This window comes from Methanoplanus limicola DSM 2279 (genome assembly GCF_000243255.1).
In the GTDB taxonomy this organism is placed as follows: domain Archaea; phylum Halobacteriota; class Methanomicrobia; order Methanomicrobiales; family Methanomicrobiaceae; genus Methanoplanus; species Methanoplanus limicola.
In genome coordinates this window covers 1,051,924-1,075,522 of record NZ_CM001436.1, presented here as the reverse complement: position 1 = coordinate 1,075,522, position 23,599 = coordinate 1,051,924, and the positions used below count along the sequence as shown (strand labels likewise).

Sequence of the window (23,599 nt, the reverse complement as noted above, 5' to 3'; positions counted from 1 at the left end):
AAATCTAAGATATTTCCCGGAGGACCTGGCGGGGTCTGTGATATTAATTTCCTCTTTATCAGTCCTTTATTCTCTTTTCCTTTATTTTCCTGCCTTCTTTAACTGCTTCCGGTGTATAATTTTTCAGGAGAAGTGACAGGGATATGACTGTAACCGAACTTAGCATCATCGCCGCTCCTGCAAATTCCGGCCTGAAAGTTATGCCATATAACGGGTACAGGACACCTGCGGCAACCGGAATCAGTGCGGAATTGTAGGCAAACGCCCAGAAGAGGTTGAGTTTAATCCTTGACATCACCTTTCTGCTGAGCTGAATGGCAGCTCCGACGTCATAGAGGTCATCTCTCATCAGCACAATATCAGCACTTTCAATTGCGATTTCTGTGCCACTTCCTACTGCGATTCCTACATCTGAAGCAGCCAGTGCCGGTGCATCATTTATGCCGTCACCTACAAAAGCTGTAAATCCTGAAGACTTTTTTATCTCTTTTACCTTCTCTGCCTTCCCCCCCGGCAGGACATTTGCATGTATATCCTCAATTCCCGCCTTTCTGCCGACAGCCAGTGCTGTTAAGGCATTGTCTCCTGTTATCATCGAGACAGAAGCCCCCATATCCTTTATCATCTTCACAGCCCCGAAGGCTCCCGGTTTAAGACTGTCTGAGATCCCGATAATCCCTGTGACTTTTCTGTCAGTTGTTATGATAACGGTTGTCATGCCCTCTCCCTGTATTCTGTTTAAATTCTCCTTTATTTCGGGTGGTATAATAAATCCGTTGTCCTCGGTAAACTGTTCATTTCCGGCTGTAACCTCTCTGCCGTCTGCCAGAGCTTCAATGCCTCCTCCGGAAACAGACCTGAAATTCTCCGGAGCGGCAGGTTTAATTCCCTTTGATTCTGCAAAACTTACGATAGCTCCTGCAAGGGGGTGTTCTGAACCAGTTTCCGCCCCTGCCAGCAGGGCCAGCAGTTCATCTTCATCTATTCCGGAGGAGAATATCTCAGTCACAGTCGGTTTTCCGGTTGTAAGCGTGCCTGTCTTGTCAAATATCACATTTCTGATCTTCTCGGAAACCTCGAGCGCCTCACTGTTCCGGATTAAAATTCCAAGTTCCGCACCCCTGCCGATTCCAACCGTCACAGCAGTCGGGGTGGCGAGTCCGAGTGCACAGGGGCAGGCGATTACTATAACCGATATAAACACCGTCATTGAGAAGAGGGGTGTTGCAGAGAGGACAAAATACCAAACCAGTGCCGATAATGTGGCAATTGTCAGAATTGCGGGGATGAACCAGGCAACCACCCGGTCAGCAATTCTCTGCACAGGGGGTTTTGCCCTCTGCATATCCTCTACCGTCCTTATGATCTGTGAGAGCATTGTGTCCTTTCCAACTTTTTCAGCAGTCATCAAAAAAGACCCGGCAGTCAGTACAGTTCCTCCTATAACATTATTTCCTGAGGTTTTTCGTACCGGAAGAGGTTCTCCGGTTATTACTGACTCATCCACGTATGCCTCACCTGAAAGGACAGTGCCGTCAACGGGAATCCTGCTTCCCGGCTTAATCATAACCAGATCTCCGGATATGACCGATTCAACCGGAATTTCCTCAAAATGATCATTCTTTTTTACAAAGGCGGATTCCGGCCTCAGACTGATGAGCTTCTTTATTGCCGTTCCGGTCTTTCCCTTTGCACCTGCTTCAAGGTATCGGCCAAGGGTCAGAAATCCGGCGAGCATAAGCGGTGTTTCATAAAAGAGGTATTCGGTATTCAGAAGAATTCCGAATGTCCCGAGAAATGATGCTGCATAGGAGACACCTATTCCGAGGGCATACATGACGTCCATATTGAGATTCCGGTTCCTAAGCCCGGAGAATGCCGCCCTGAATATGGGAACCGAGAGATATATGAAGACCGGTGTTGCGATTACAAAGAGTATATATTTCAGGGGCAGAGGATATTCAGCAGGAAGGTACATCAGAGCCATTATCAGGATAGCGGTTCCGATTCCGGTAAATACCCTTAGTAGTCTCTCTTTCTGCTCTTTTTTAAACAGGACCTCTTCAATGTCGGGCCTTCTCTCCTCTTCAGGTCCTTCGTATGCAAATCCGGCTCTTTCAACCGCAGATTTGAAATTTTCTTCTCCCGCTGCGCCGGGTATGAATTTAACATAGGCGGAGTTGTCCAGAAGGTTTACATCCGCAGATGTAACGCCTTCTGTTTTCATCAGTGACTCTTTCACTGCCGCAGAGCACGCTGCACAGTGCATACCACCGATTTTAATCTTAATCTCATCTTCTAAAAGGCCGTATCCTGACCTCTTTACTGTTTCATTAATCTTGTTTATGTCCGTCTTTTCGGGATCAAATGAGATAACTGCACTCTCTGTGCCTATGCTGACATCTGCCTCACTGACTCCTTCAAGACCGTTCAGCGCCTTTTTAAGATTTACAGCACAGGCTGCACAGTGCATTCCGGTAACTTTAAGTTCGCTTTTTTTCAGTTTCTCAGGCATTTTTATCATATTTCCTTATATTCCGGAAGTGGTATTTAGAGGTCAGAAGATCCATCTCTCCTGTTTTAACAGTTATATTTTCAATATAATCTGCAATACCCGTTGCTGGAGGTATTTTTTTTGGCGGTATTATACGTTGTCCGAAATATTTTCTGAAATTTCCGGACAGTCTGTAATATGCTGGTATTTATATTAGATTTTTCCCGGTCGGTCTTCATATAATCCTGTAATCTGAATAATTCCGGATTCAGTTTCCGTCTGGACAAGAACTGTCCGGAAGAAACGTAAATAATGTGTGGCGGAATGACAACGGATTCTTAATTTGTGAATTGTTTCAGTTTAAAAAAAGTTTATTTTGTGGATTTTTTTATTCTCTCCGAAAGATTGGCAGTACTTCCGGAAGGAATATTTTCAGATCAGTTTTTCGATGGCTTCTCTTCCGGACATCCCTTCAGTTATGCCTTTATCCTTTGCAAATCTGTTTGCAAGGGCAATCTCTCCGTTTAAGAGGTCTTCTACATCTTTAACTGAATTTCCTGAAGGTCTCACCTTTGCTGCCGCATATGAGAACTTTTCAAGTGCAATGACATCAAAGGCGCCGCACCCTATAAGCCCATCATCTGTTTTTGCAAATACGAGATTTACATCTCCAAGCGGTATCTCAAAGCATTCTATCTCTTTACCGGATATTTCTATTTTTGATTCCGACATTATATTAACATCTCATCTTTATATTATTGAATCTGTCTTTTTATCTTTTTACGGGAGATTCACTTTGTAAGCAGACAGCAGCGGTTTATGAGTGAATAAGGGGCATTCTTCTTGCAACCGCATATCCGCATATCACCTGAATACTGTCTCCAAAACTTTCGTCAACAGAAGAGTCTCCGGTGTCAATGTAAAGTTTTGGTGTCATCTCAAGTTTTGCCGCCGTTGCGATGACAATTACGTTTCTGCTCCCTGCTTTCTTAAGCACTTCCGGAGAGAACTGCTGGTTTCCCCTCCCGAAAATAAAGCCCTGCGCTCCTATGGGACTTATGATAATCTTACTTCTGCTGTATTTGCCGAGCATCTCAAGGATATCCTTCTCCGAGAGGTCTTTTCTGATTATCTGACCTTCATACACGGCATCAACTCCAAGAAGGGTGCATTCACCTTCAGCATGATTGCACAGGGATTTGGCAGTCGAACCGGCGCCTATCAGGCAGAGCGTATTTCTGCTTAACAGTGAGGTTAAAAATTCTGCAATCTCGTTTTGTGCTTCTGTTTCGTTCCCGGAAGACGTTATCTTTGAAGTCTGATTCATTGCAGGAATCCCGGGTGTTTTTGCGGTTCCGAATAGTTTAAGTTCCAACTTTCCTGCCCGGTATTTGTCCTCGTCAATGTCAAGGACTTCTGTTGATATGTAAGCCGTTTTTTCAGGGCTGCTGATGATATTTGCAGCGGCAGCCGGACTCCGGGCAAAAATTCCGGAGTACATCTTCACTCCTGAAGGTATCCCAAGAACAGGCACCTCCTCTCCTGTAATGGAGATGATATCCCTTGCAGTGCCGTCTCCTCCGCAGAATACTATCAGGTCTGCCCCTTCCTTCTTAAACTGCCTGCAAGCCTCTTTTGTATCTTTTGCAGTGGTATTCTTCTCCGGTGTGTATACAGTTCTGATGTTATGAATTCCGTTTATTCTGAGTGTATTCTCTCCCATATCACCTCCGGCAGTCAGGAATTCTGTCTCTTCTCTTCCGGGGCTGTGGGTTTTCAGGGCCTTTATGAAGGCCTCTGCACGTTTATGCGAGACCGGTTCTGCACCAAGACTTAACGCTCTATCTGCCATTCCGTCTGTGCCTTTTAGTGCCACCCTGCCGCCCATCCCGGCGACAGGGTTTATGATAAATCCGATCTTTCTCATTATTCTCTTCTGCTTTCCGGTGTTATCATTCCGGTTTTCAGACCTCTACCTTTGGCAGATCCGCGAGTGACTCCCTGATAAGATCGGCAGGGTATTCATAATCCTGAAGTTTTCCTGAGAGGAATGCCTGGTATGATGAGAGATCAAAGTGGCCGTGCCCGCTCAGGTTAAAGACTATTGTCTTCTCCTCCCCTGTCTTTCTGCACTCAAGAGCTTTGTCGACGGCTGCTTTTATGGCATGTGCGGATTCCGGTGCAGGGATTATCCCTTCGCATCCTGCAAACATAACTGCTGATTCAAATACCTCATTCTGGTGGTATGATACTGCGTTTATGTATCCGTCTGCATGAAGTTTTGATACCAGCGGTGCCATCCCGTGGTACCTGAGGCCGCCTGAATGGATTGCCGGTGGGATAAAGGCATGGCCCAGGGTGTACATCATCATTATAGGTGTAAGCCCTGCCACATCACCGAAGTCATAGGCGTAAAGCCCTTTTGTAAGGGTTGGGCATGCAGACGGCTCAACTGCGACGATTTCGGTATCCCTGTCTTTGCCGGAGATCTGATCTCTTATGAAAGGAAATGCAATTCCGGCAAAGTTCGACCCGCCGCCTGCACAGGCGATCACCACATCGGCCTTCTCTTCCGCAATTTCAAGCTGTTTCTGCGTCTCCTGTCCGATGACAGTCTGGTGAAGGCAGACATGGTTTAAGACCGAACCAAGTGCATAGTTGGTATTTTCGTGCTTTGCCGCGTCTTCAACCGCCTCAGAAATGGCAATGCCCAGACTTCCGGCCGTATCCGGATTCTTCTTCAGCACTGCCCTTCCGGCATCGGTCATATCTGTCGGGCTTGGGTAGCACTGTGCCCCCCAGGTCTCCATCATTATCTTTCTGTAAGGTTTCTGGTCGTAGCTGCCCCTGACCATATAGACCATACACTCAAGGCCGAAGATCTGCGTTGCATATGCAAGCGAAGATCCCCACTGTCCTGCACCTGTTTCGGTTGCAATCCTCTCAATGCCCTGCTTTGCATTGTAATAGACCTGTGCTATGGCGGTGTTGGCTTTATGTGATCCTGGAGGGCTTAATCCTTCATATTTGAAGTATATCTTTGCCGTTGTCTTCAGTTTCTCCTCAAGCCTTTTTGCACGGTAGAGCGGGCTTGGCCTGTACTGGGTGAGGATCTCCCTGACTTCATCGGGAATGTCGATGTACTTTTTTGTGCTCATCTCCTGCCTGATAAGCTCATCTGCAAAGATCGGCTTTAAGTCATCCGGGCCGACCGGCTTCATCGTTGCCGGATTTATCGGAGGTTTTGGGAGATTTGGCATATCTGCCTGGATGTTGTACCATTGTTTTGGTATCTCATCCTCATCAAGGATAATGCGTGACTTCATACTATGTTATATGGTGGAGTACATATTTATACATTGTTGTGCTTTAATTTCGGAAGATTCCGGTTATAATGATTTTATGTGCAGTGCAATACTATTGCAGAATGCCTTTAATTAATTCAGCCGCTGAGTTCCGTGAATATATCCTGGATTTTGCCTTCACAGAAGATGAGAGCAGCGTTTGCAGGAGAGGTCAGAAGCTGACAATCTGCGAAGATGCAGCAGAAGAAGAGGTTCGCAGCACAGTTGTCACTTCTTCAGCTGTGAATGCTGAAATTCCGGTTTACACAAACGAATTCTGGACTTCCAGGCAGAGGGCAGCGTCAAGACTGCATGAAATATCATACCGGGCATGCTTTAAGCCGCAGCTTCCCGGTTTTTTCATAAATCTCCTGACAGATATGGGTGAGCGGGTGTATGATCCCTTTACAGGGCGGGGCACTACCATAATAGAGGCAGCACTTCTCGGAAGGAATGTTGTCTCAAATGATATCAGTCCTTTAAGCAGGTTAATCTGTGAACCGAGACTTTATCCTCCTTCTGTGTCTGAGATAAAAGAGAGGGTGGATTCAATACCTTATGACTACAGCCTCTCACCTGATATTGATCTCTCGATGTTTTATGATGAAAAGACAGCGTCTGAGATTATGTCACTGAAAAGTTACCTTGACGGAAGGAAAAATTCCGGAGATGAGGATCACACTGACCGGTGGATAAGGATGGTGGCAACAAACCGCCTTACCGGTCATTCTCCCGGTTTTTTCTCTGTATATACTCTCCCCCCCAATCAGGCAGTTCTGCCGGAGAGACAGGTTATAATTAATGAAAAGAGGGGTCAGTCTCCGGAATACAGGGATACGAGGAAACTGATAATAAAGAAGAGCGTTTCTCTCCTGAAGGATATTGATAAAGATAAGCTTTCCTTCCTGACATCAGCGGGGGATAATGCAGTGTTTCTGAATGCAGATGCTGCAAAAACCAGACTTATTGAAGATGGGAGCATCAGCCTGACAGTGACATCGCCGCCTTTTCTTGACATTGTAAATTACCGTGATGACAACTGGCTTAGGTGCTGGTTTAATTCCCTTGATGCAGAGGCTATAGGCAGGGAGATCACAATGGCACGGACTGCCGCAGAATGGGCATCCTGTATGCAGGATGTATTTCATGAACTCTTCCGGATTACAAAACCTGGTGGCTGGGTTGCCTTTGAAGTCGGCGAGGTCAGGAACGGAAAAATCCGTCTTGATGATTACATTGTCCCTGCCGGGATTACTGCCGGATTAGAGTGTGCAGGAGTTCTGATAAATGAGCAGAACTTTACCAAGACTTCAAATATATGGGGGGTGAGCAATAAGAAGAGGGGCACAAATACAAACCGGATCGTTGTGTTCAGAAAATCTTAAATGATAATTATGATATATCAGCCGGACTAATTTTCATTAATGGGGAATCTGATGAATCTGCTGGTCTTTGCAGTTGCAACTGCTGCCGTTTTCGGTGTCATTGTAACGTGCGGATGTATTAATTCCGGTGAGGGATGTCCGGGTGATATTGCTGACCGGAACACTGCTCTCTCAGAACTGATTGTTTTTCAGGGGGGAGTCAGCAATGCCCTTCATCATCTTGGCAGGATTACGGCAGGATGCAGTGCTGCTGTTACGGGGGGCGGTCCGGATGAGAATACCGTAACAGAACTCTTTGATGAAGTCATGGCAGAAAATTCTGCTGTTTATACAGTCATCTATATCGACAGTTCCGGAACTGTGAGGTTCAATAATTCCAATGCATCCGGGAATATTTCCGGTATGAACCTTCTCTCACAGGAGAGTGTGAGGAAACAGACTGAGAGGAGGGTGCCGATGCTGACAGATAATTTCGTGCTTCATGACGGCACTTCTGCCTCTGCACTTTATTATCCTGTATTTGATTCAGAAGGCATATACAGCGGATTTGTAAGCCTGACATTCGTTCCCTGTGAACTCATTAAAGATAGTGCGGAAGATATCATGAATACTTCAGGTCTTTCGTCAATGGTGACAGAACCCGGCGGGCTTATACTGTATGATCCGGACCCTGAGGAAGTTGGCAAAGAGACTTTTGACAATTCGCTATATGAGGACTATCCTGAGATATTAAGCTTTGCCAGATCCTTATCTGAAGACTGGTCAGGTATTTTTGAATACAGTTTTTATGATACAGGATTTGACAGGGAGATCAGAAAGGAGGCCTTCTGGACAACAGTTACTATGTGGGATAATAAATGGCGGATTTTTGTAATCAGAGAGATATCAGACAGCTGATTTATGCAGGTTCTGTGCCGGGAATTAAAGCAACCCTTTATTTTTTATATTATTACAGTTATTACTCAATAACAACAGATATGAGGTATTAAAATATGGATGCAGATAATTTATTTGAAAAAGCTCTTGCTGAAATCGACCGTCTTGTAAACGCAGGCACCGTTATGGGAGACCCTGTTGAGATGGGGGACCGGATTGTTGTCCCTGTTGCAGGATTCGGGTTTGGATTTGGTGCCGGTGCGGGCGGCAGTGAAGGTAATGGTGGTGCCGGTACCGGTGCAGGCGGAGGTGTGTCGCCTGTCGCACTGATAGTCATTGAGAAGAATGTCAGCGGCCCTGAAGGAATAAGAGTTGTTCCGGTGAGAAAACCCGGCCCTATCACCGAGGCTATTACCGCAGTAGGCGAGGATGTCCTTCCCAAAGTTGTTGAAATCATAAAAAAAGAGATGGGAAAGGAAGAAATGGAAGAGAAGGCAGAAGGAAATCCGGAGGATTAATTCTCCGGAAAATTTCTGATGCAGACTGTTAAACCTCCAAAACAATGATTCTACAGATCATTTTTCTTTTTCTGCTGCTGGTCCTTTTAACTGCGGTTCTGCATATTTTTATTTTTCCTGTGCATATCGGGCTTAAAGGTGGTTATCCATTTAAATGTGGGGTTGTTTTTGAATTCCGCTGGGGTATTGCTTCTGTTTCCGGTGATGTGAAGGATGGTTTTCTTACAGTCAGGTTATATGGGTTTAAGGTATTCAGAAAGCCTGTAGATGAACTTAATAAGAATAATTCCGGAGATGAAGAGCAGAAAGATTCCAAATCCGTGGAATCAGAAGATTTAACTGTCGGGGATAAAAAAGATCTCTTAAAGATCATCTGTTTTGCAAAAGATAATTTCCTGACAGAGGAGTTCTCTTCTCTTCTCCGTTTAATTAAGTTTGACAGTCTGCATACCGATATCACAGTCGGTCTTGACGATCCGGTTCTGACCGGGAAGGTGTACGGATATCTGATGGCAGTCAGTGGTTTTCTGTATTCATGCAGAGGTCTCTCTTTAAATGCTTATTCACGGTTTGACAGACCGGCATTTGAGGTTTACTGTGACGGAAGGGTTAGGGTCTGCGGAATTTACAGAATACTCTTCTTTGCATTAAAGACCTACAGGAGGTTAAGGGGGGCAGGCCTTGCCGGAAAGAAGACTGATGCGAAGGATAAGTCCTCAGGTACTAAGGATGGTATTTCAGAGGGCAGAGGTGCTGAATCTTCCTTAAAAGGAATGAATAATCCCGTGTGAATGTGAAGGTGTGATAAATGGCAGGTTCAGTTAAAATCAGTTCAAAAAAAACTTCCGGGAAATCTCTTCTGGCAGATGGTGTAAGAATAGTCCCTCTTGTCAGCAGTCAGGTGATTTCCGGAAATTCCTTCATTCATGCAGATGTCAGACCTGAGTTTCTGCTCTTTTCTGTAAAGGGGAAATATTATTTCTTTAATCTGAATGGTAAATGCATCGAAAATTCCGTGAATGAACTGAATGATTTCCTTTTTCTCGTTGAATCTGAATCTTCAGACATTTTTATCTGATTTACTTTTTTTTAGATAAAGTAAGGATGTTTAATTTATTTCATTGCGTCTCAGGAACGAAAGGCATAATAATATATGTGGTCAGATAACTTTTCTGATTATGGGGGCTAAATTTAAAAATTATATCTGTGCACTGGGTGACACGGATTCTGCGGTTGTGTCTGTCGGGAAGAAAATTGCGGAAAATTGTGGTTTTGAATTCAGGTTTTTTGAGGACCATAGCTCTTTTGAAGATTTAATCCGGGAAAACAGCCCGGAAAATATTGTTGCAGTATTCTCAAACGGTTATTTTCCGGAGAAAGAGTATAATTATAATGGTTCACTGTCCGGTATATTCTCTGACCCGGTATATATCTGCACTGATTCAGATTATATGCTCCCGGTTAATGTAAATGACCATAATGGTGTTGTTTATCTACCTAAAAATGAGTGCGGCAGTGAATTTACATATAATCTGATCTTTCACCTTGTCAGTAAACATTCTGACGGAGTAGAATGCTTCAGGAACCTTGAAAACTACAGGAATTTCTTCCATCGTGCACCCCTACCCTATCAGTCGCTTGATGAGAACGGGAATTTCATCGATGTCAACCTGAAGTGGACTGAGGCTCTGGGCTACAGTAAGGCTGAGGTTCTGGGGAAATGGTTTGGGGATTTCGTATCTCCTGACTGCCGGGATTTTTTTGTACGAAATTTCTTGGAATTTAAAAGAGAAGGTGAGGTCCATGATGTCAGGTTTATGATGGTCAGTAAAACCGGAGAACTGATTTCTGTATCATTTGACGGGTGCATAGATCATTATCCTGACGGCTCTTTTAAGGGTAATCACTGCATATTCAGGAATATCAGTGAGGAGGATAAGACTGGGTGGGAACTTGAAAAGGCGAGGGTTTCACTTCGGTTTACTTCAGATCCTATGGGATGGATCAGTACAGACGGTACAATTATTGATGCCAATGATGCGGCCTGTAAACTCACAGGATACTCTGGTAAAGAGATAGCCGGTCATAATATCTCTGAATTCTATAACGAGATTACTCCCGGTAACTGGGGTGATTTTTTGAGTGACCTGAGGAAAAAAGAGAGTGTTAGTCTTGAAATATCTGTTAATGTCTGTAATGGTCTTAAAATTCCTTTTTTAATCTCGTTTTCCATATTTGTATATAAGGGCAAGGAGTTTATATTCGCTTTCGGGCAGGATATCTCACTTTTAAAAGCACAGGAAAAACTGCTACAGAATAATATCTTCAGTTATGAAAAATATTTCTCCGGTTTTCAGGGCATTGCATATCTGTCAGCTATTAACAGGAAACCGGTTTTCTTCAGGGGCGCTGTTGAGAAGATTACCGGTTATTCTGAGGAGGATTTTATATCCGGAGCTGTTTCATGGGACCGGTTGGTTCTTCCGGAGGATTTGGATGTGATTATTCACCGTGATGAAGAACTTCGTACGGTTCCTGGATTCAGTACTGTAAGGGATTACCGTATTACTACAAAATCCGGTGGCCTCTGCTGGGTGAGGGATTCAATTCGGAATGTCTCTGATCAGGATGGATACCCATTTCTCCTTGCCGGTTCACTTGTGGATGTCACTGAGCAGAAGAAAGCCGAAGAGATTAACCGGAGAAATGAGGAGAGGTACAGGATACTCTCGGATGCTTCTGATCAGGCGGTTGTTGTTCTTGGGGAGGACCATAAAATTCTTTTCATCAATAATTTTGCTTCGGAGATTCTCGGGTTTACTCCGGGGGAGCTTGAAGGTCACAGTCTTATAAATTCTGAAATTCCGGGTAACCTGAATGAGCTTCAGGATATGTATTCCCGCTGTGTAAATTCCGGCAAACTGGTGGAAGGAAATTATTCCGTATTCTCTGACGGGCATGAGAAAATCTTTCACGTCCGGTTTACTCCGCAGAGGGATGATGACGGTTCTGCATCATATCTTCTGACTGCGAATGATATTACGGAGAGTATCAGTATTGAAGAGGCACTTAAGAAAGCGAATCATAAGATGAAACTTCTCTCCGAGATAACAAGGCATGATATTTTAAACTGCATCACTGCACTTGACATCTATGAAGATATGCTCTCTGAAGAGGAGATATCCGAATCTGCAAAGGATGATCTTGAAATGATGATGCTCCTTACCGAACAGATTAAGAATCTGGCGGTTTTTACCCGTGATTATCAGAATCTTGGTTCTTCTGCGCCCAAATGGTACAGAATTGATCATATTGTAGATAAGCAGAAAGAAAATCCCAATCTCAGCTGTGTTAAGGTTGAGAATATTAAAGGCCGTCTTGAGGTCTTCTCAGACCGTATGATTGAGAAGGTCTTTTACAACCTTTTCATGAATTCAGTCTGTCATGGGGGTGATAAGATGGACTTGATTAAAGTATCATTTTCTGATGAAGGGGGCACAGGCGTTATTACGGTTGAGGATAACGGGAAGGGCGTCTGGGATGATAATAAATCAGATATATTCCTCAGAAGTTTTGGTGAAAATACCGGGCTTGGTTTATTTCTGGCAAAGGAGATTCTCTCACTTACAGACACCTCCATTGAAGAATCCGGGATATTTGGTGAGGGTGCAAAATTCGTAATTAAAATACCTCCGGGATCCTGGAGAATTTTCGGGTGATAAGCTGTTTTTCCGGGAATTTGTATTTTTACCCTGCCATTAGGTGCCTCTTATTATCTGCCGAATATTTTATGCCCGGAAAAATGTATTGAGAATTTATGAATATCTCCGCATTCACTCAAACCTGAGTGCTTCAATCGGGTTTAAGTTTGCTGCCTTCCATGCCGGATAAAGTCCTGATATAAGGCTTGTCCCTATTCCGAATGCCATCCCGAACGGAATGTATATCAGGGTTCCGGGATCGTAGAGATATGAAGTTTCCTGAAGCATAACCAGAATTGCAAGGTAACCGCCTGCGAAACTGAATACGGCACCTATCCCCGACCCTAAAAAGCCAAGAATCAGGGCTTCATAGAGGAATGTCTTCATTACCTCCCTTCTTCTTGTACCTATACTTCTGATAATGCCTATCTCTTTTATTCTCTCTGTAACTGACATCATCTGTACGTTAAAGATTGAAACTCCGGCTACTATGAGCGAAATACCACCTATTGCGGTTGTGAACGCAGAAATTTTGCCGAAGGTGTCAAGGATCACCTCAAGTATGGCTTTTGTATCAAAGACATCAACTGTATCTTCTCTTCTGTTCATCTTCTTGTTAATGTCTTCCTTTACAGATTCTATTTCATCAAGGTCTCTTACCTTCACGATTACAAGATTGAAGTCATTCTGGTCATATATTGATGAAAAGGACCTTTCTGAAATGATGAATCCGTTATCCGGACTTATATCAAAACCCATTCCTCTCTCTTCAAGTATTCCGGCAATTCTGAAGCTATCCTCTCCGATCTTTACACGGCTTCCGACTGTAAGATCGTAATCCTTTGCAACTTTTGATCCGGCAAGTGCACCGGACGTTCCCCTCAGCCACTGACCTTCTGCAAGACTGAGGAGAATTTCAGTGTCATCCTCATACAGACCATATATGGAAGAGATCGTGTCATCGCTGCCGATAAATACCCTGTCTGCCGTAGAATGTACGGGTATGACATCATTTGAGCCTGCTGCCCGTTTGATATCTTTTAAATCCCTCTCAGTTATATATTCCTTGACCGATGTTGTGCCCGGCCCCTGCTGTATGCCTCCGTGCGGGTAAATTACCACTGAATCCCCTACATCTGAGAGGGATTCGGAGACCGAGAGGACAAGGCTGTTTCCAAGCATTCCCATGGAGGCAATAGCCGAAACACCTATTACTATTCCTATTATTGCAAGAAGGGATCTCAGCCAGTGAAGCCTTATGCTCCTCTTTGCGAATTCAAAGAAAATGGCAGTACTCATTTTATCACTCCATCTTCTATTCTTATCATTTTATGGGCATACTCTGCTGTGTTTGAGTCGTGAGTGACCATTATAACCGTTTTTCCGGCTTCATTCAGCTCATTCAGCAGGTCCATAACCTGTTTTCCGGTCTTTGAGTCCAGATTTCCGGTCGGCTCATCACAGAGCAGTATCTTTGGGTCATTGACCAGTGCCCTTGCAATGGCAACCCTCTGCTGCTGGCCGCCGGAAAGTTCGGTCGGTTTGTGGTGGATCAGGTTGTCTGTTAAGCCTACTTTGTCCAGCAGTGCCTCACATATGCCTTCTTTGTCGGAATGACGGTATTTCAGAATATATGGGTATTCAACATTCTCCTTTACGGTCAGGAGGGGTATGAGGTTGAACTGCTGGAAGATGAACCCTATAGTGTCCCTCCTGAGATCAGTAAGTTCGTCATCAGTGAGTTTTTTTACATTTATCCCGTCAATATAAAGTTCACCTGATGTCGGTACATCCAGAGAACCCACCATATTAAGGAGCGTTGATTTTCCTGATCCCGAAGGTCCCATAATTGCGATGAAATCGCCCTGGTGTATGTCCAGCGTTATTCCGTCAAGTGCTCTCACCTCTCCAAAAGGGAGTTTGTATATTTTCCTGACATCTTCAAGCTTTATTACCGGAGATCTGGAATTCACAGTTTATTCCTCCAGAAAATGTGAATTCATGGTTATTTTTTCCATGTATGATATATTATCCCACCGACGGCAGCTATAACCACGACTATCAGTATTATTATCATAACCGGCATCCCCTCATCGCCTGCATCTGAGGTCTTTGCTTTTGATGATGTATATGTGTCAGTTTTAACCGGAAATTCCTTTGAATAACTGTTCCCGTCCTCGTCTTTGTACTCGACAATCAGAGGTATCTCTCCCGGTTCATCGGTCTCAAACGTAACTTCAAAGCTTGAGAAGTCATCGGGTTCAAGTTCACCAACTACGTAAAGCCTGTTAGGTTCTGTTGGTTTTGCCGGACTTTTGGTGGTTACAATCACTGACTTGGCAATTTTAAGGCCTGCATTTGTTACATCGCCTGCAATGTACTGTGCTCCGTCCCTGAATCCGGACTCTATGTTGTTTATTACCGGATCTGCATCCTTCTTTCCGGTTCCGGGATTCAGGTTGAGAGTTTTGAAAGATTCATGGTGGTTTATCCCGTTTCTGTAATCTGCGATGAACTGCACCCCGCCTTCAGAGTACGGTGTCACCTCAAAGGTTACTTCTGCATTTTTATTTGCTTCAAGTTCACCGACAAAATAGCTGTTCTGTGTGAATTCTGCGGAGTCGCTCACAGGCCGGACAACCACGCCGGTTACTCTGTTGTCACGGGGATTTCCGATGGATAATTTTATTGTGGATTCCACATCTTTTTTGTACTCGTCCGGCTCGCTGACTACCGATATTTCAAGTGGTGTGCTCTGCACTTTAACAGGGATAAGGTATGAGAGGCTTCCTCCGGCTGAGAAGTCCATATAATATTTCGGGTAATAAATCCCGTCAGGTGCTGCTGCTTTGACTGAAAATGTAAATTCTCTTGATGTTGACGGTCCTATTGCACCCACTGTGTCGTATGACCGTTCATTAATCAGGAGAAGGTCTTCAGAGAAGAGAGTCACTCTTCTGATGTCCACCGGAGATGTGCCTGAGTTTGTAACCTTTACAGTAATAGTTCCTGTATCATACTGCATCAGTGCTTCGGGTTCAACGGTGTATGATGCTATAGATATATGAGTTGCATCCGGGTTTATTATAGCAGATGCCGGTGTGAGCAGTAATGCACATATAATCAGTGCAGCCAGCATTATTCCTTTTATAGATGGTATATGTTTCATATTTTCCTCCTAAATTCCGATAAGCGGCAGATATGACACAATAAGGTATATGATCACCGGGATAATGACTGTTATTGCCGATTTTCTGAAATCAAGCTTTCTGCATTTCATGACTCCGAAGATCCATATATTTGCACTCCAGAAGAGGAATATTAAACCGAGTAATGTTGCTGCGATCATCATTGGATCTGTCAGCATGGTCTGGGTATATGCCTCTATCTGTGCAGGATCTGTCATTGGTCTGATATCAAGGCCGGACATATAATATAATGTTATTATTGCGCCGAATATTCCTCCGATTATCTGGGGCACTGAACCATAGCCCACGATTTCCATCATTCGCTTAAAGGAACCTTCACCTTTCAGAAGGGACGATATGACGAAAAATGCAACTGACCATATCAGCCAGATAATATACGTCATAATCACAGCACCCACAAATCCGACAACGGGCAGAATTCCGGCCAGGAACTGTGCTTCTTCAGGCAGAAGGCCTGCTGATTTCTGGGAGACGATCGCTGCGGCAATTCCGGAGATGAGGCCGAGAATGCTGATGATTATAAAGGGTTTGCTGAGGCTTTCAGGCTGACCGCATAAACCATCAAAAAAGCTTTTTGGTGAAAGAATAATTTCTTTTATCGGTATCATACCGCTTATTATGACTGCATGATATTATAAATATTGCAGATGCCTATTTTCCCGGATATGAAAGATACTGATATGTGTCAGTTTTTTATTTTGCCGATATTTTTGGTTTTGTCTTTAATCCATGGAATCAGCCGCTTTTTTTACTGCAAGCCTCAGCACTGATTCCGGTATGTATTCATATATTCTGCTGCATGTTGTCCCTGCCGGTTTTCCGCCACAGTCTGCGCAGGCCATCCCGCAGTATTTTGAGGGGTCAGGAAGCGGTACCAAATCCTCTATCGGTCTGCCGCCTATCAGAAGAAGACTTTCTGTTGTATTCTCACTCTCCGGCCTCTCCTCATATCTTATCACAAAACCCTGTTTTTTCATTATGATATCTGTGTCCTTTATCACTTCACTTAAACTTCTGCCCGTATCAGGACAACGTAATGGTGGTCCCGAAGGATCGCCGGATACGAAAACAGTTACAGTAACCGGTCTGCATTCGTTATCATCGGGAAAATTACTCTTGTAGATATTGTTATTCGCATTACCATTGTCACTGTTTTTGTTATTCATCTCATTATCTCCGGTAAATTCCTTATCTGTCCATTCCATTATCTCATCCCTGACTTCCCTGAAACTTTTAAGGATGTCCTCATCAGAACCTGAGAAGAGATAAGGGTCTGGGAATTTTTTCTCAGTTATCCTCTCCGTCGCAGGCAGTTCATGATTATCAGGGTCATAATCACATGCAATAACAATTTCGTCAAATTTTACATCCCGGTATTCCGATACGTGCAGAGGAGTTTTTCCGGAGATGTCAATGCCGATCTCCTTTAGCACTTCTATTGTATGTGGATTTACTGATTCTGTCGGGTTTAATCCTGCACTGAATGCTTCATATTTATCTCCGGAGTAATGGTTCAGCAGTCCCTGTGCCATCTGTGACCTTCCTGCATTATGGTTGCAGATAAATAATACCTTCCTCTTCATTTTCGTCTCCAGTTTAACCTTCTGAAATGGATCATGGATTGTAGGTTATGAATCATTGATTGTGAATTATTCCGGAAATTTAAGCTTAAATTTATTTAATTGAAGAGAGGATCAGTCTCAAACATGTTGATGAGAATATCTGCGAGTCTGGAATAAGCCAAAACAGGATCGCCGCCTTCTGCCGGCGGGAGTGAGACTAATCTGCATTCTGTCCTGTCAGATACCGGCAGGTAATGTGCTCTCATACGGGCGTTTTCACACAGGAATATTATCATACTGTATTTTCTGTCAGATATTCTGCCTATTGATTTTGATGTAAGCCCGGAGGTATCAATCCCTCTCATATTAAGGGCTGATATTGCGTATGGATCAACACCTCCGGGTATTAAGCCAGCACTATCTGCATGAAATTTCTCTGAATATCTGCTGTTTATTATGGCCTCAGCCATCTGTGATCTCACTGAATTATATGTGCAGATGAATAGAATCTTCTGTTTTTTCACCATAATTACGATATTTTTTCTGTATTAGTATTATTCCTGCCCGGTCCCCTTTAATCCTTTTTTTCCTGCCCGGAATCTGACATGTGCCGGTTTCTGCGGTGCGGTTTTTTCGACCGGAGTTTCCACTGATTTTTTCTGTATATCAAAAATCCGGCAATAACTGCCAGAACAATGCCGATGATTACCATAATTCCGGTTGTGAAATCCGCAACAAGTATATCTCTGATGTACTCCGTACCAAGAGCGATAACGGTACAGCCAAGAATAGATCCCGATATTACGGCAATCATTACTTTTAACGGAGGTATGCCGATCATCCTGCCGACTATTGGTGTTGATACGCCGCCTGTACCCTGCATTGGTATCATTACAAAGATTGCAAGACCTATGGTTGAAAGTCTCTCAATATATTTATGCTTCTCAAAAAAATCCTGTCCGGCTTCCATAAAGGATTTCATATACCTGTCACCGAGAATCGGAATCTTCAGTGCAAGGTCGAAATTGAGCACCATGAAAAGTGATGACAGTATGTCCATCAGGGCCACTGAAAGTGCTATGAGCCACCAGGGCACTCCCATAGCAATACCGAGCGGAATTACAGATTCCTTCCCTGCCGGAGGGACGAAATAGATGAACATCAGGCCGGCAAGTGTGAGAAATTCGCCATAGGGCATTGAGATGTACAGTCCGCCAAGATAGGCGATGCCTAATATAAATGGAAGAAAAAACCTCAGTAATATCATCATGTATCCGGAAATATTTATAACCGGGATCTCTTCTTCAGTCATTTCAATAATTATGATTGTTAAAACCTGATAAAATCAGGGTATATTCCGGTTGCCAAAAGAGAATAAAAGGTCTGATTTATCTGAATATCTCCGGAGTTACGCAGGGATTTCTGACCTGGCAGTTAATTGTCCGGAGAAGAGATGGTTGTTTTTCTCCGGAATTATTCATAATTATCTCTCAGATCTTTCGTCTTTGCGGCAGTTCACTCTGGCAGTTCTGATATTCTTCTCATCGCCTCACGCAGCCTGTCCGTTCCGGCGGCGTATGAGAGGCGAATCCATCCGGGTGTGTTAAAGGCAGTACCGGGAGTTGCTGCAACATGGGCTTCATCAAGCCATCTTGCGGCGACTTCTATGTCATTGCCGCCTGTGTACACATAGGCATAAAATGCACCTTCTGCCGGGGCTGTCCTCATACCCATATCTGAAAGTGCACCTGTGATATACTTTCTCCGGTTGTCAAACTCCTGCCTCATATTTTCAACGCAGGACTGATCCCCTCTAAGTGCAGCAACAGCCCCCCACATCGCAAATGTTGTCGGGTGGCTTATTGTATGCTGCTGGATCTTTGTCATAGGTTTTATGATCTCATCCGGTGCCGAGGCATATCCTATTCTCCAGCCTGTCATTGCATATGCCTTTGAAAAGCCGTTTACGGTTATAGTTCTCTCGTGCATGTCGCCGAGTGATGCCACCGAGATGTGCTCTTTTTCGTATATAAGTTTCTCATAAATCTCATCCGCAAGTGCGATTATGTCATTGTCCTCGCATATGTCTTTTATGAGATTAAGTGAGTCCTGATTCAGAACAGAACCTGCCGGGTTTGAAGGAGTGTTGAAGATTAACATCCTGGTCTTTGGTGTAATCTTTTCAAGAACATCGTCCTTTAACTGGAAGTGTACATCGTCTAAAGGATGGTGGACAGGTTTTCCGTCTGCAAGCATGACAATCGGGTCATATGATACCCATGATGGGTCAAGTATCAGGACTTCGTCACCTGGATTTATACATGCCTGGACACCCTCATAGATGGTATCCTTTGCACCACAGGAGACTATGATGTTATCCGGTGTGGTGAAAACCCTGTTCTCACTATTCAGCTTGTCTGATATTGCGGAGCAGAGTTCCGGAATGCCTCTGCTCGATTCGTAGTGGGTTTTGCCCTCATTTAAGGCATTTATGCATGCCTCGGTGATATGGCCGGGAGTGTCAAAGTCAGGCTCGCCTATTGAGAGAGATATAACATCTATTCCCTCTTTTTTCATGCGGCGTGCTTTGTCTGTGATCTCGATCGTTGCCGACGGGGGTATTCCCTGAATTTTTTCAGAGAGTTTTCTCATAATTAATTAACACCGGAAAAAAAGGAACTAATTATTTAAGTCTCTGTACGAGCTTTATTGCAGATTCAACGGCACGCTTTGCGTAGTCGATTCTCTGTGTTGCCTCAAGCCTTGTCATGCCCGGACCTGAAATTCCGAGTGCTACAGGTTTGTCATATTCAAGTGAGAGATCGATTATCTTCCTTGCCGCATGCTGGACCACAATTTCATCGTGGCTTGTTGCACCTTCAATGACGCATCCGATTGTCACAACAGCATCTATATTGTCGTCTTTGAGGAGTTTTTTGATTGCAAGGGGCATGTCATATGCTCCGGGTACGTAAATTCTGTCAACGATCTCAGCACCGAGGAACTTTGCGTGCTCCTCTCCCTCGATCTCCATCATATATGTAAGGTCGCGGTTGAATTCCGCAACTACGAATCCTAATTTTATTGTCATTTCAAATCCTCTTATTGATTATATTCTGATATAGCTATAATACCCTACCTTCGTGCCGGGCCGGCATCGTCAAAACCCTGCCTCTGGCCTGTACCGGCCTCTTTTACAAGTGCCTCAGGGTAGAGTATCAGTTTGACTGCATTGACTGCATGCTCCCTTGTTCTTCTCTCTGCAAGCCATGCAAGTTCGTTTTCGTCTTTTGCCTCGTCTTCGTGGACAAAAACCTCAATAATATGGGTGTTTGTCATAAGCTGTGCTTTGATAAGTCCCTGTGAAGCTTCATGGGCACACATCTTGTCCTTATCAACACCGCCGGGCATGCCGAGAGCCATGACAATGTCGCACGCCCTTTCTTCTATCATTTTTTTGCAGGCGACGGGGAGGTCCTTCACTCCCGGGACTGTGACCCTCTCAACTGCAACACTTGCATGTCTCTTTATCTCATCCACTGCCATTGCACCCATATTAACACGGGAGAAGGTTGTGTCCACAATTCCGATCTTCATAATAAATACCTGGCTTATATCTTCAGAACGTCTGCGGCAGCTTCTGTACCTGAACTCTCCACTTTAAATCCAAGTTCACGAAGGGCCTTTTCAGCAGCAGAGACGACCGATAGGACTTCAGGTATGCCGGTTGCACCCATTGTGCCTATACGGAATATTTTGCCCTTGACGTGGTCCTGTCCGCCGGATATCTCAATGCCGTACTTCTTGACCGCTCCCCTGAAGTCACTGTCGATTATTCCGTCCGGGTATGATATCGCGGTTGCAGTGTTTGAGTAGGTATGGAATTTATCTGTCTGGCAGAATAGTTCAAGTCCCCATGCGCCTGCGGCTGCACGGACAGCCTCAGCCATATTTTTGTGTCGTGCAATCCGGTTTTCAAGACCTTCCTCTTCTATAATTCTGCATGCCTCGCGCATAGCAAAGAAGAGCGGGACTGCGGGTGTAAAAGGCGTCTGGTCCTTTGCCGCACTCTTTTTGTATGCTGCAAGATCAAGGTAAAAAGGCCTCTTCTCAGCGAGATTCTCCCAGGCCTTCTCTGATGCGGATACCGCAGAAAGACCTGCCGGTGCGGCGAGGCATTTCTGTGACCCGACCACTGTAACATCAGCACCCCATCTGTCTGCAAGAACTTCATCGCCTGCGATGGATGTAATGCCGTCCATAATGAAGAGTGCATCGTACTTCCTGCAAAGCCTTCCTACCTCCTCAGCCGGATTTTTGATTGCCGCGGATGTTTCATTGTGGACAAGTGTTACAGCCTCTGTGCCCTCCTCAAGAGCCTTTTCAAGCTCTTCGAGAGGAAGCGGTGTCCCCCATTCGGATTTGAATTCTGTGGCCTCTTCTGCATAGATCTCACTGATCTTAAAGAGCCTCTCACCAAACTTGCCGTTTACAAGTGAAGCGACCTTCTTTCCGGCGCAGAAGTTCGCAACCGATGCCTCCATTGCGGCAGTGCCTGACCCGGAGATAACCATTATGTCATTCTCCGTTCCAAACATCGGTTTTAGCATTCTGTTTAAGTCTTTCAGGCATTCCCCGAACTCCGCTCCGCGGTGGTTTATTGCCTGTCTTGCCATTGCCATCCTGACACGCTGGGGCATCGGGACAGGTCCTGGCATCATGAGAAGTGTTTCGTCCTGCATAATAAATCAGTTGTAATAATGTTTTCAGTTAAAGGCAATTTATATTGTCGATAAATGATCAAAAGAATTCTGAAAAATGCCGGGTGATTATGGGATAGTTGCCGGAATTTTTTCCGGCGGGTGAAATCTCCGGCATAAAAATGTATGGAGATAATCAGAATTAATTTCAGGCTTATTAAAATAAGCCGCTTTCTGCAATAATTTTTAGAATCTCTGCAATTAAACTTAGAAATGTCGCCCAGTCAAACATCAGTAAACCTCTCCTCTTATTATATTTACTCCGGCCATATTTTCTGTTGGGGATATGGCCGGATAAGTAGTCTGCTTTACCGTTATAAAAAGTATTTATGAATAATTTTTGTTTGGCTATTCTTTCCGTCTGATTTAATAAAAGAAATATTATTTCACTAAATCGCTCCGAGCGGGCGATAATTTCTGAACTGAAAACCAATATTTAGTCTGCCTGCCCCGATATTTCCGGCAGTGGTGACTAAGACCGAATCTGACAGTTCAGGTTTTTCAGAGCATGTAAGCCTTTACATACATCTCAAAATCCTTCAGATCCTCTACAATTGTCTCGACATCGGGCAGCCCTGAAATCGTATCCGGAATCTGGTCACATACTCTGCCGATAAACCTGACTTTGTTTTCAACCGCTGCTTTCCAGTCATTCTTCGCATCGCCGATGAATACTGCATTTTCCGGTTTTACGCCTGTATCTTCAAGAATTTTTCTGATATGTGATGCTTTCGTCTCAGGCGATCCAAATACTCCATTAAAATACCTGTTTATGCCCTTCTCCTTTATAATCTCCCTTATTTCATCCTGAGGTGTTGCAGATACCACATACAAAGGGACCTTGCCCAGTATTCCGGAGAGGAACTCCTCTGCTCCTGATACAAACGGGCTGTTTATCACCTCATGCTTCACAATCTTCTCAAAATTCTCCGATAACTCCTTTATCTTTTCATCAGTCAGTTCTTTATTGAGTATTTCTGCGTAGATATGTCTGAACTTGTCAAACCGGGGCATCCCTCCGTTCTCAAGGTGATAATCTATTATTTTCTTTAGATCTTCAGGTTTTTCTCCGGAAAAAATCTCACTGAATGCTTTTGTCTTTGCAGAGACCGATTCAAGGATCACTCCGTCAAAATCGAGTATTATCAGGTCAATCATTGAATCATGTTTTATCCGCCACCCTAAATAATGTAAACCCTTCGATTACCCTTTGGGGTTGGTGTGAACAGCTATATGACACGCGTCCATAAACAATTAATTAAAAGAGATTCATTATAATCTGTATGTCTTTAATATCCATAATATCCGGTTCTGCATCTGATGAACAGATTGTTGAGAGGACAATCCGTGTGCTTGATGAAGCCGGCATTGATTATGACTACCAGATATTGTCTGCGCACAGAAATCCTGATGAACTTGATGAATATGTGAAGAATTCTGACTCACTTGTATTCATCTGTATTGCCGGACTTTCTGCAGCACTTCCCGGAGTTGTCGCCTCAAAAACTGATAAACCGGTGATAGGTGTGCCTGTTTCGGGCACTCTTGGCGGAATTGATGCGCTGCTTTCAATTGTGCAGATGCCGCGTGGCGTCCCTGTAGGCTGCGTTGGTATTGACAACGGAGCAAATGCAGCGCATCTTGCAGTAAAGATTCTTGCAGTTGCCGGGAAACTGTAATTCCTGATATAAATCCGGGTTTCCGGCAGAATAGTTCACAATCTGTTTTTTTATATGCTGAGATATCAGTT

At 44.2% G+C, this 23,599-nt stretch carries 23 protein-coding genes; 7 read left to right on the top strand and 16 right to left on the bottom strand.

Features of this window, described 5'->3' with window-relative positions:
- Window positions 1-58: 58 nt before the first annotated feature.
- The 4 genes from METLIM_RS05140 to METLIM_RS05120 all read right to left on the bottom strand — a co-directional run bounded on the left by METLIM_RS05140 (window position 59) and on the right by METLIM_RS05120 (window position 5,820).
- Complete coding sequence (locus tag METLIM_RS05140; RefSeq protein ID WP_245543589.1) at window positions 59-2,524, bottom strand: heavy metal translocating P-type ATPase; 2,466 nt, start codon at window positions 2,522-2,524, stop codon at window positions 59-61.
- 402 nt (window positions 2,525-2,926) lie between these two features.
- Entirely contained in the window at window positions 2,927-3,226 is a 300-nt protein-coding gene (locus tag METLIM_RS05130) for a YunC family protein (RefSeq protein ID WP_004076862.1), read from the bottom strand.
- Window positions 3,227-3,311: 85 nt separating this feature from the next.
- Complete coding sequence (locus METLIM_RS05125) at window positions 3,312-4,421, bottom strand: ATP-NAD kinase family protein (RefSeq protein ID WP_004076861.1); 1,110 nt, start codon at window positions 4,419-4,421, stop codon at window positions 3,312-3,314.
- A gap of 37 nt (window positions 4,422-4,458) precedes the next feature.
- The gene (locus METLIM_RS05120) at window positions 4,459-5,820 is read right to left on the bottom strand and encodes a TrpB-like pyridoxal phosphate-dependent enzyme (RefSeq protein WP_004076860.1); all 1,362 of its coding nucleotides are present in this window, start codon (window positions 5,818-5,820) and stop codon (window positions 4,459-4,461) included.
- Window positions 5,821-5,921: 101 nt separating this feature from the next.
- Here METLIM_RS05120 and METLIM_RS05115 point away from each other — a divergent pair, with 101 nt between their 5' ends.
- The 6 genes from METLIM_RS05115 to METLIM_RS15445 all read left to right on the top strand — a co-directional run bounded on the left by METLIM_RS05115 (window position 5,922) and on the right by METLIM_RS15445 (window position 12,336).
- Entirely contained in the window at window positions 5,922-7,223 is a 1,302-nt protein-coding gene (locus tag METLIM_RS05115) for a DNA methyltransferase (RefSeq protein WP_004076859.1), read from the top strand.
- Between the two features lie 39 nt (window positions 7,224-7,262).
- Window positions 7,263-8,120, top strand: coding sequence for a cache domain-containing protein (locus METLIM_RS05110; RefSeq protein WP_048145621.1), 858 nt, complete (start codon window positions 7,263-7,265; stop codon window positions 8,118-8,120).
- Between the two features lie 95 nt (window positions 8,121-8,215).
- Window positions 8,216-8,617, top strand: a complete 402-nt coding sequence (locus METLIM_RS05105) for a GerW family sporulation protein (protein ID WP_004076856.1) — start codon at window positions 8,216-8,218, stop codon at window positions 8,615-8,617.
- A 44-nt stretch (window positions 8,618-8,661) separates the two neighbouring features.
- On the top strand, window positions 8,662-9,408 hold the full coding sequence (locus METLIM_RS05100; protein ID WP_004076855.1) for a DUF2953 domain-containing protein: 747 nt from the start codon (window positions 8,662-8,664) through the stop codon (window positions 9,406-9,408).
- 17 nt (window positions 9,409-9,425) lie between these two features.
- Window positions 9,426-9,695, top strand: a complete 270-nt coding sequence (locus METLIM_RS05095; RefSeq protein WP_004076854.1) for a hypothetical protein — start codon at window positions 9,426-9,428, stop codon at window positions 9,693-9,695.
- A gap of 100 nt (window positions 9,696-9,795) precedes the next feature.
- Complete coding sequence (locus tag METLIM_RS15445) at window positions 9,796-12,336, top strand: PAS domain-containing protein (protein WP_004076853.1); 2,541 nt, start codon at window positions 9,796-9,798, stop codon at window positions 12,334-12,336.
- Window positions 12,337-12,450: 114 nt separating this feature from the next.
- On the opposite strand, the gene METLIM_RS05085 is transcribed toward METLIM_RS15445, so the two are convergent.
- The 12 genes from METLIM_RS05085 to METLIM_RS05020 form a co-directional block, all read right to left on the bottom strand.
- Entirely contained in the window at window positions 12,451-13,617 is a 1,167-nt protein-coding gene (locus tag METLIM_RS05085; RefSeq protein WP_004076852.1) for an ABC transporter permease, read from the bottom strand.
- Window positions 13,614-14,291: an ABC transporter ATP-binding protein gene (locus tag METLIM_RS05080; RefSeq protein WP_004076851.1), complete on the bottom strand. Its 678-nt coding sequence runs from the start codon at window positions 14,289-14,291 to the stop codon at window positions 13,614-13,616. The genes METLIM_RS05085 and METLIM_RS05080 overlap by 4 nt, the downstream gene beginning before the upstream one ends.
- Window positions 14,292-14,323: 32 nt before the next feature.
- Complete coding sequence (locus tag METLIM_RS05075) at window positions 14,324-15,487, bottom strand: COG1361 S-layer family protein (protein ID WP_004076850.1); 1,164 nt, start codon at window positions 15,485-15,487, stop codon at window positions 14,324-14,326.
- A 9-nt stretch (window positions 15,488-15,496) separates the two neighbouring features.
- The gene (locus tag METLIM_RS05070; protein ID WP_004076849.1) at window positions 15,497-16,135 is read right to left on the bottom strand and encodes a Yip1 family protein; all 639 of its coding nucleotides are present in this window, start codon (window positions 16,133-16,135) and stop codon (window positions 15,497-15,499) included.
- Window positions 16,136-16,249: 114 nt separating this feature from the next.
- Window positions 16,250-17,110: an arsenate reductase/protein-tyrosine-phosphatase family protein gene (locus METLIM_RS16885; RefSeq protein ID WP_004076848.1), complete on the bottom strand. Its 861-nt coding sequence runs from the start codon at window positions 17,108-17,110 to the stop codon at window positions 16,250-16,252.
- Window positions 17,111-17,205: 95 nt separating this feature from the next.
- Window positions 17,206-17,616, bottom strand: a complete 411-nt coding sequence (locus tag METLIM_RS15435) for an arsenate reductase/protein-tyrosine-phosphatase family protein (protein ID WP_004076847.1) — start codon at window positions 17,614-17,616, stop codon at window positions 17,206-17,208.
- A 47-nt stretch (window positions 17,617-17,663) separates the two neighbouring features.
- Window positions 17,664-18,401, bottom strand: coding sequence for a small multi-drug export protein (locus METLIM_RS05055; RefSeq protein WP_004076846.1), 738 nt, complete (start codon window positions 18,399-18,401; stop codon window positions 17,664-17,666).
- 203 nt (window positions 18,402-18,604) lie between these two features.
- The gene (locus METLIM_RS05045) at window positions 18,605-19,741 is read right to left on the bottom strand and encodes a pyridoxal phosphate-dependent aminotransferase (RefSeq protein ID WP_004076845.1); all 1,137 of its coding nucleotides are present in this window, start codon (window positions 19,739-19,741) and stop codon (window positions 18,605-18,607) included.
- Between the two features lie 31 nt (window positions 19,742-19,772).
- The gene (ribH, locus tag METLIM_RS05040; protein WP_004076844.1) at window positions 19,773-20,180 is read right to left on the bottom strand and encodes a 6,7-dimethyl-8-ribityllumazine synthase; all 408 of its coding nucleotides are present in this window, start codon (window positions 20,178-20,180) and stop codon (window positions 19,773-19,775) included.
- A gap of 44 nt (window positions 20,181-20,224) precedes the next feature.
- Window positions 20,225-20,686: a riboflavin synthase gene (ribC, locus tag METLIM_RS05035; RefSeq protein WP_004076843.1), complete on the bottom strand. Its 462-nt coding sequence runs from the start codon at window positions 20,684-20,686 to the stop codon at window positions 20,225-20,227.
- Window positions 20,687-20,700: 14 nt separating this feature from the next.
- Entirely contained in the window at window positions 20,701-21,831 is a 1,131-nt protein-coding gene (locus METLIM_RS05030) for a pyridoxal-phosphate-dependent aminotransferase family protein (protein WP_004076842.1), read from the bottom strand.
- A gap of 519 nt (window positions 21,832-22,350) precedes the next feature.
- Complete coding sequence (locus tag METLIM_RS05020) at window positions 22,351-23,007, bottom strand: HAD family hydrolase (protein WP_004076841.1); 657 nt, start codon at window positions 23,005-23,007, stop codon at window positions 22,351-22,353.
- Between the two features lie 125 nt (window positions 23,008-23,132).
- Here METLIM_RS05020 and METLIM_RS05015 point away from each other — a divergent pair, with 125 nt between their 5' ends.
- Window positions 23,133-23,528, top strand: coding sequence for a 5-(carboxyamino)imidazole ribonucleotide mutase (locus METLIM_RS05015; RefSeq protein ID WP_004076840.1), 396 nt, complete (start codon window positions 23,133-23,135; stop codon window positions 23,526-23,528).
- The last annotated feature ends 71 nt before the right edge of the window (window positions 23,529-23,599 follow it).

Bases quoted from the DNA above. Each gene is read 5' to 3' on its own strand.
- METLIM_RS05045 (WP_004076845.1), bottom strand. From the start codon at position 19,741: ATGAGAAAACTCTCTGAAAAAATTCAGGGAATACCCCCGTCGGCAACG.
- METLIM_RS15435 (WP_004076847.1), bottom strand. From the start codon at position 17,616: ATGGTGAAAAAACAGAAGATTCTATTCATCTGCACATATAATTCAGTG.
- METLIM_RS05030 (WP_004076842.1), bottom strand. From the start codon at position 21,831: ATGCAGGACGAAACACTTCTCATGATGCCAGGACCTGTCCCGATGCCC.
- METLIM_RS05140 (WP_245543589.1), bottom strand. From the start codon at position 2,524: ATGATAAAAATGCCTGAGAAACTGAAAAAAAGCGAACTTAAAGTTACC.
- METLIM_RS05015 (WP_004076840.1), top strand. From the start codon at position 23,133: ATGTCTTTAATATCCATAATATCCGGTTCTGCATCTGATGAACAGATT.
- METLIM_RS05020 (WP_004076841.1), bottom strand. From the start codon at position 23,007: ATGATTGACCTGATAATACTCGATTTTGACGGAGTGATCCTTGAATCG.
- METLIM_RS05125 (WP_004076861.1), bottom strand. From the start codon at position 4,421: ATGAGAAAGATCGGATTTATCATAAACCCTGTCGCCGGGATGGGCGGC.
- METLIM_RS05085 (WP_004076852.1), bottom strand. From the start codon at position 13,617: ATGAGTACTGCCATTTTCTTTGAATTCGCAAAGAGGAGCATAAGGCTT.
- ribC (WP_004076843.1), bottom strand. From the start codon at position 20,686: ATGAAGATCGGAATTGTGGACACAACCTTCTCCCGTGTTAATATGGGT.
- METLIM_RS05110 (WP_048145621.1), top strand. From the start codon at position 7,263: ATGGGGAATCTGATGAATCTGCTGGTCTTTGCAGTTGCAACTGCTGCC.
- METLIM_RS15445 (WP_004076853.1), top strand. From the start codon at position 9,796: ATGGGGGCTAAATTTAAAAATTATATCTGTGCACTGGGTGACACGGAT.
- METLIM_RS05105 (WP_004076856.1), top strand. From the start codon at position 8,216: ATGGATGCAGATAATTTATTTGAAAAAGCTCTTGCTGAAATCGACCGT.
- METLIM_RS05115 (WP_004076859.1), top strand. From the start codon at position 5,922: ATGCCTTTAATTAATTCAGCCGCTGAGTTCCGTGAATATATCCTGGAT.
- METLIM_RS05095 (WP_004076854.1), top strand. From the start codon at position 9,426: ATGGCAGGTTCAGTTAAAATCAGTTCAAAAAAAACTTCCGGGAAATCT.
- METLIM_RS16885 (WP_004076848.1), bottom strand. From the start codon at position 17,110: ATGAAGAGGAAGGTATTATTTATCTGCAACCATAATGCAGGAAGGTCA.
- METLIM_RS05070 (WP_004076849.1), bottom strand. From the start codon at position 16,135: ATGATACCGATAAAAGAAATTATTCTTTCACCAAAAAGCTTTTTTGAT.
- ribH (WP_004076844.1), bottom strand. From the start codon at position 20,180: ATGACAATAAAATTAGGATTCGTAGTTGCGGAATTCAACCGCGACCTT.
- METLIM_RS05120 (WP_004076860.1), bottom strand. From the start codon at position 5,820: ATGAAGTCACGCATTATCCTTGATGAGGATGAGATACCAAAACAATGG.
- METLIM_RS05130 (WP_004076862.1), bottom strand. From the start codon at position 3,226: ATGTCGGAATCAAAAATAGAAATATCCGGTAAAGAGATAGAATGCTTT.
- METLIM_RS05075 (WP_004076850.1), bottom strand. From the start codon at position 15,487: ATGAAACATATACCATCTATAAAAGGAATAATGCTGGCTGCACTGATT.
- METLIM_RS05100 (WP_004076855.1), top strand. From the start codon at position 8,662: ATGATTCTACAGATCATTTTTCTTTTTCTGCTGCTGGTCCTTTTAACT.
- METLIM_RS05055 (WP_004076846.1), bottom strand. From the start codon at position 18,401: ATGACTGAAGAAGAGATCCCGGTTATAAATATTTCCGGATACATGATG.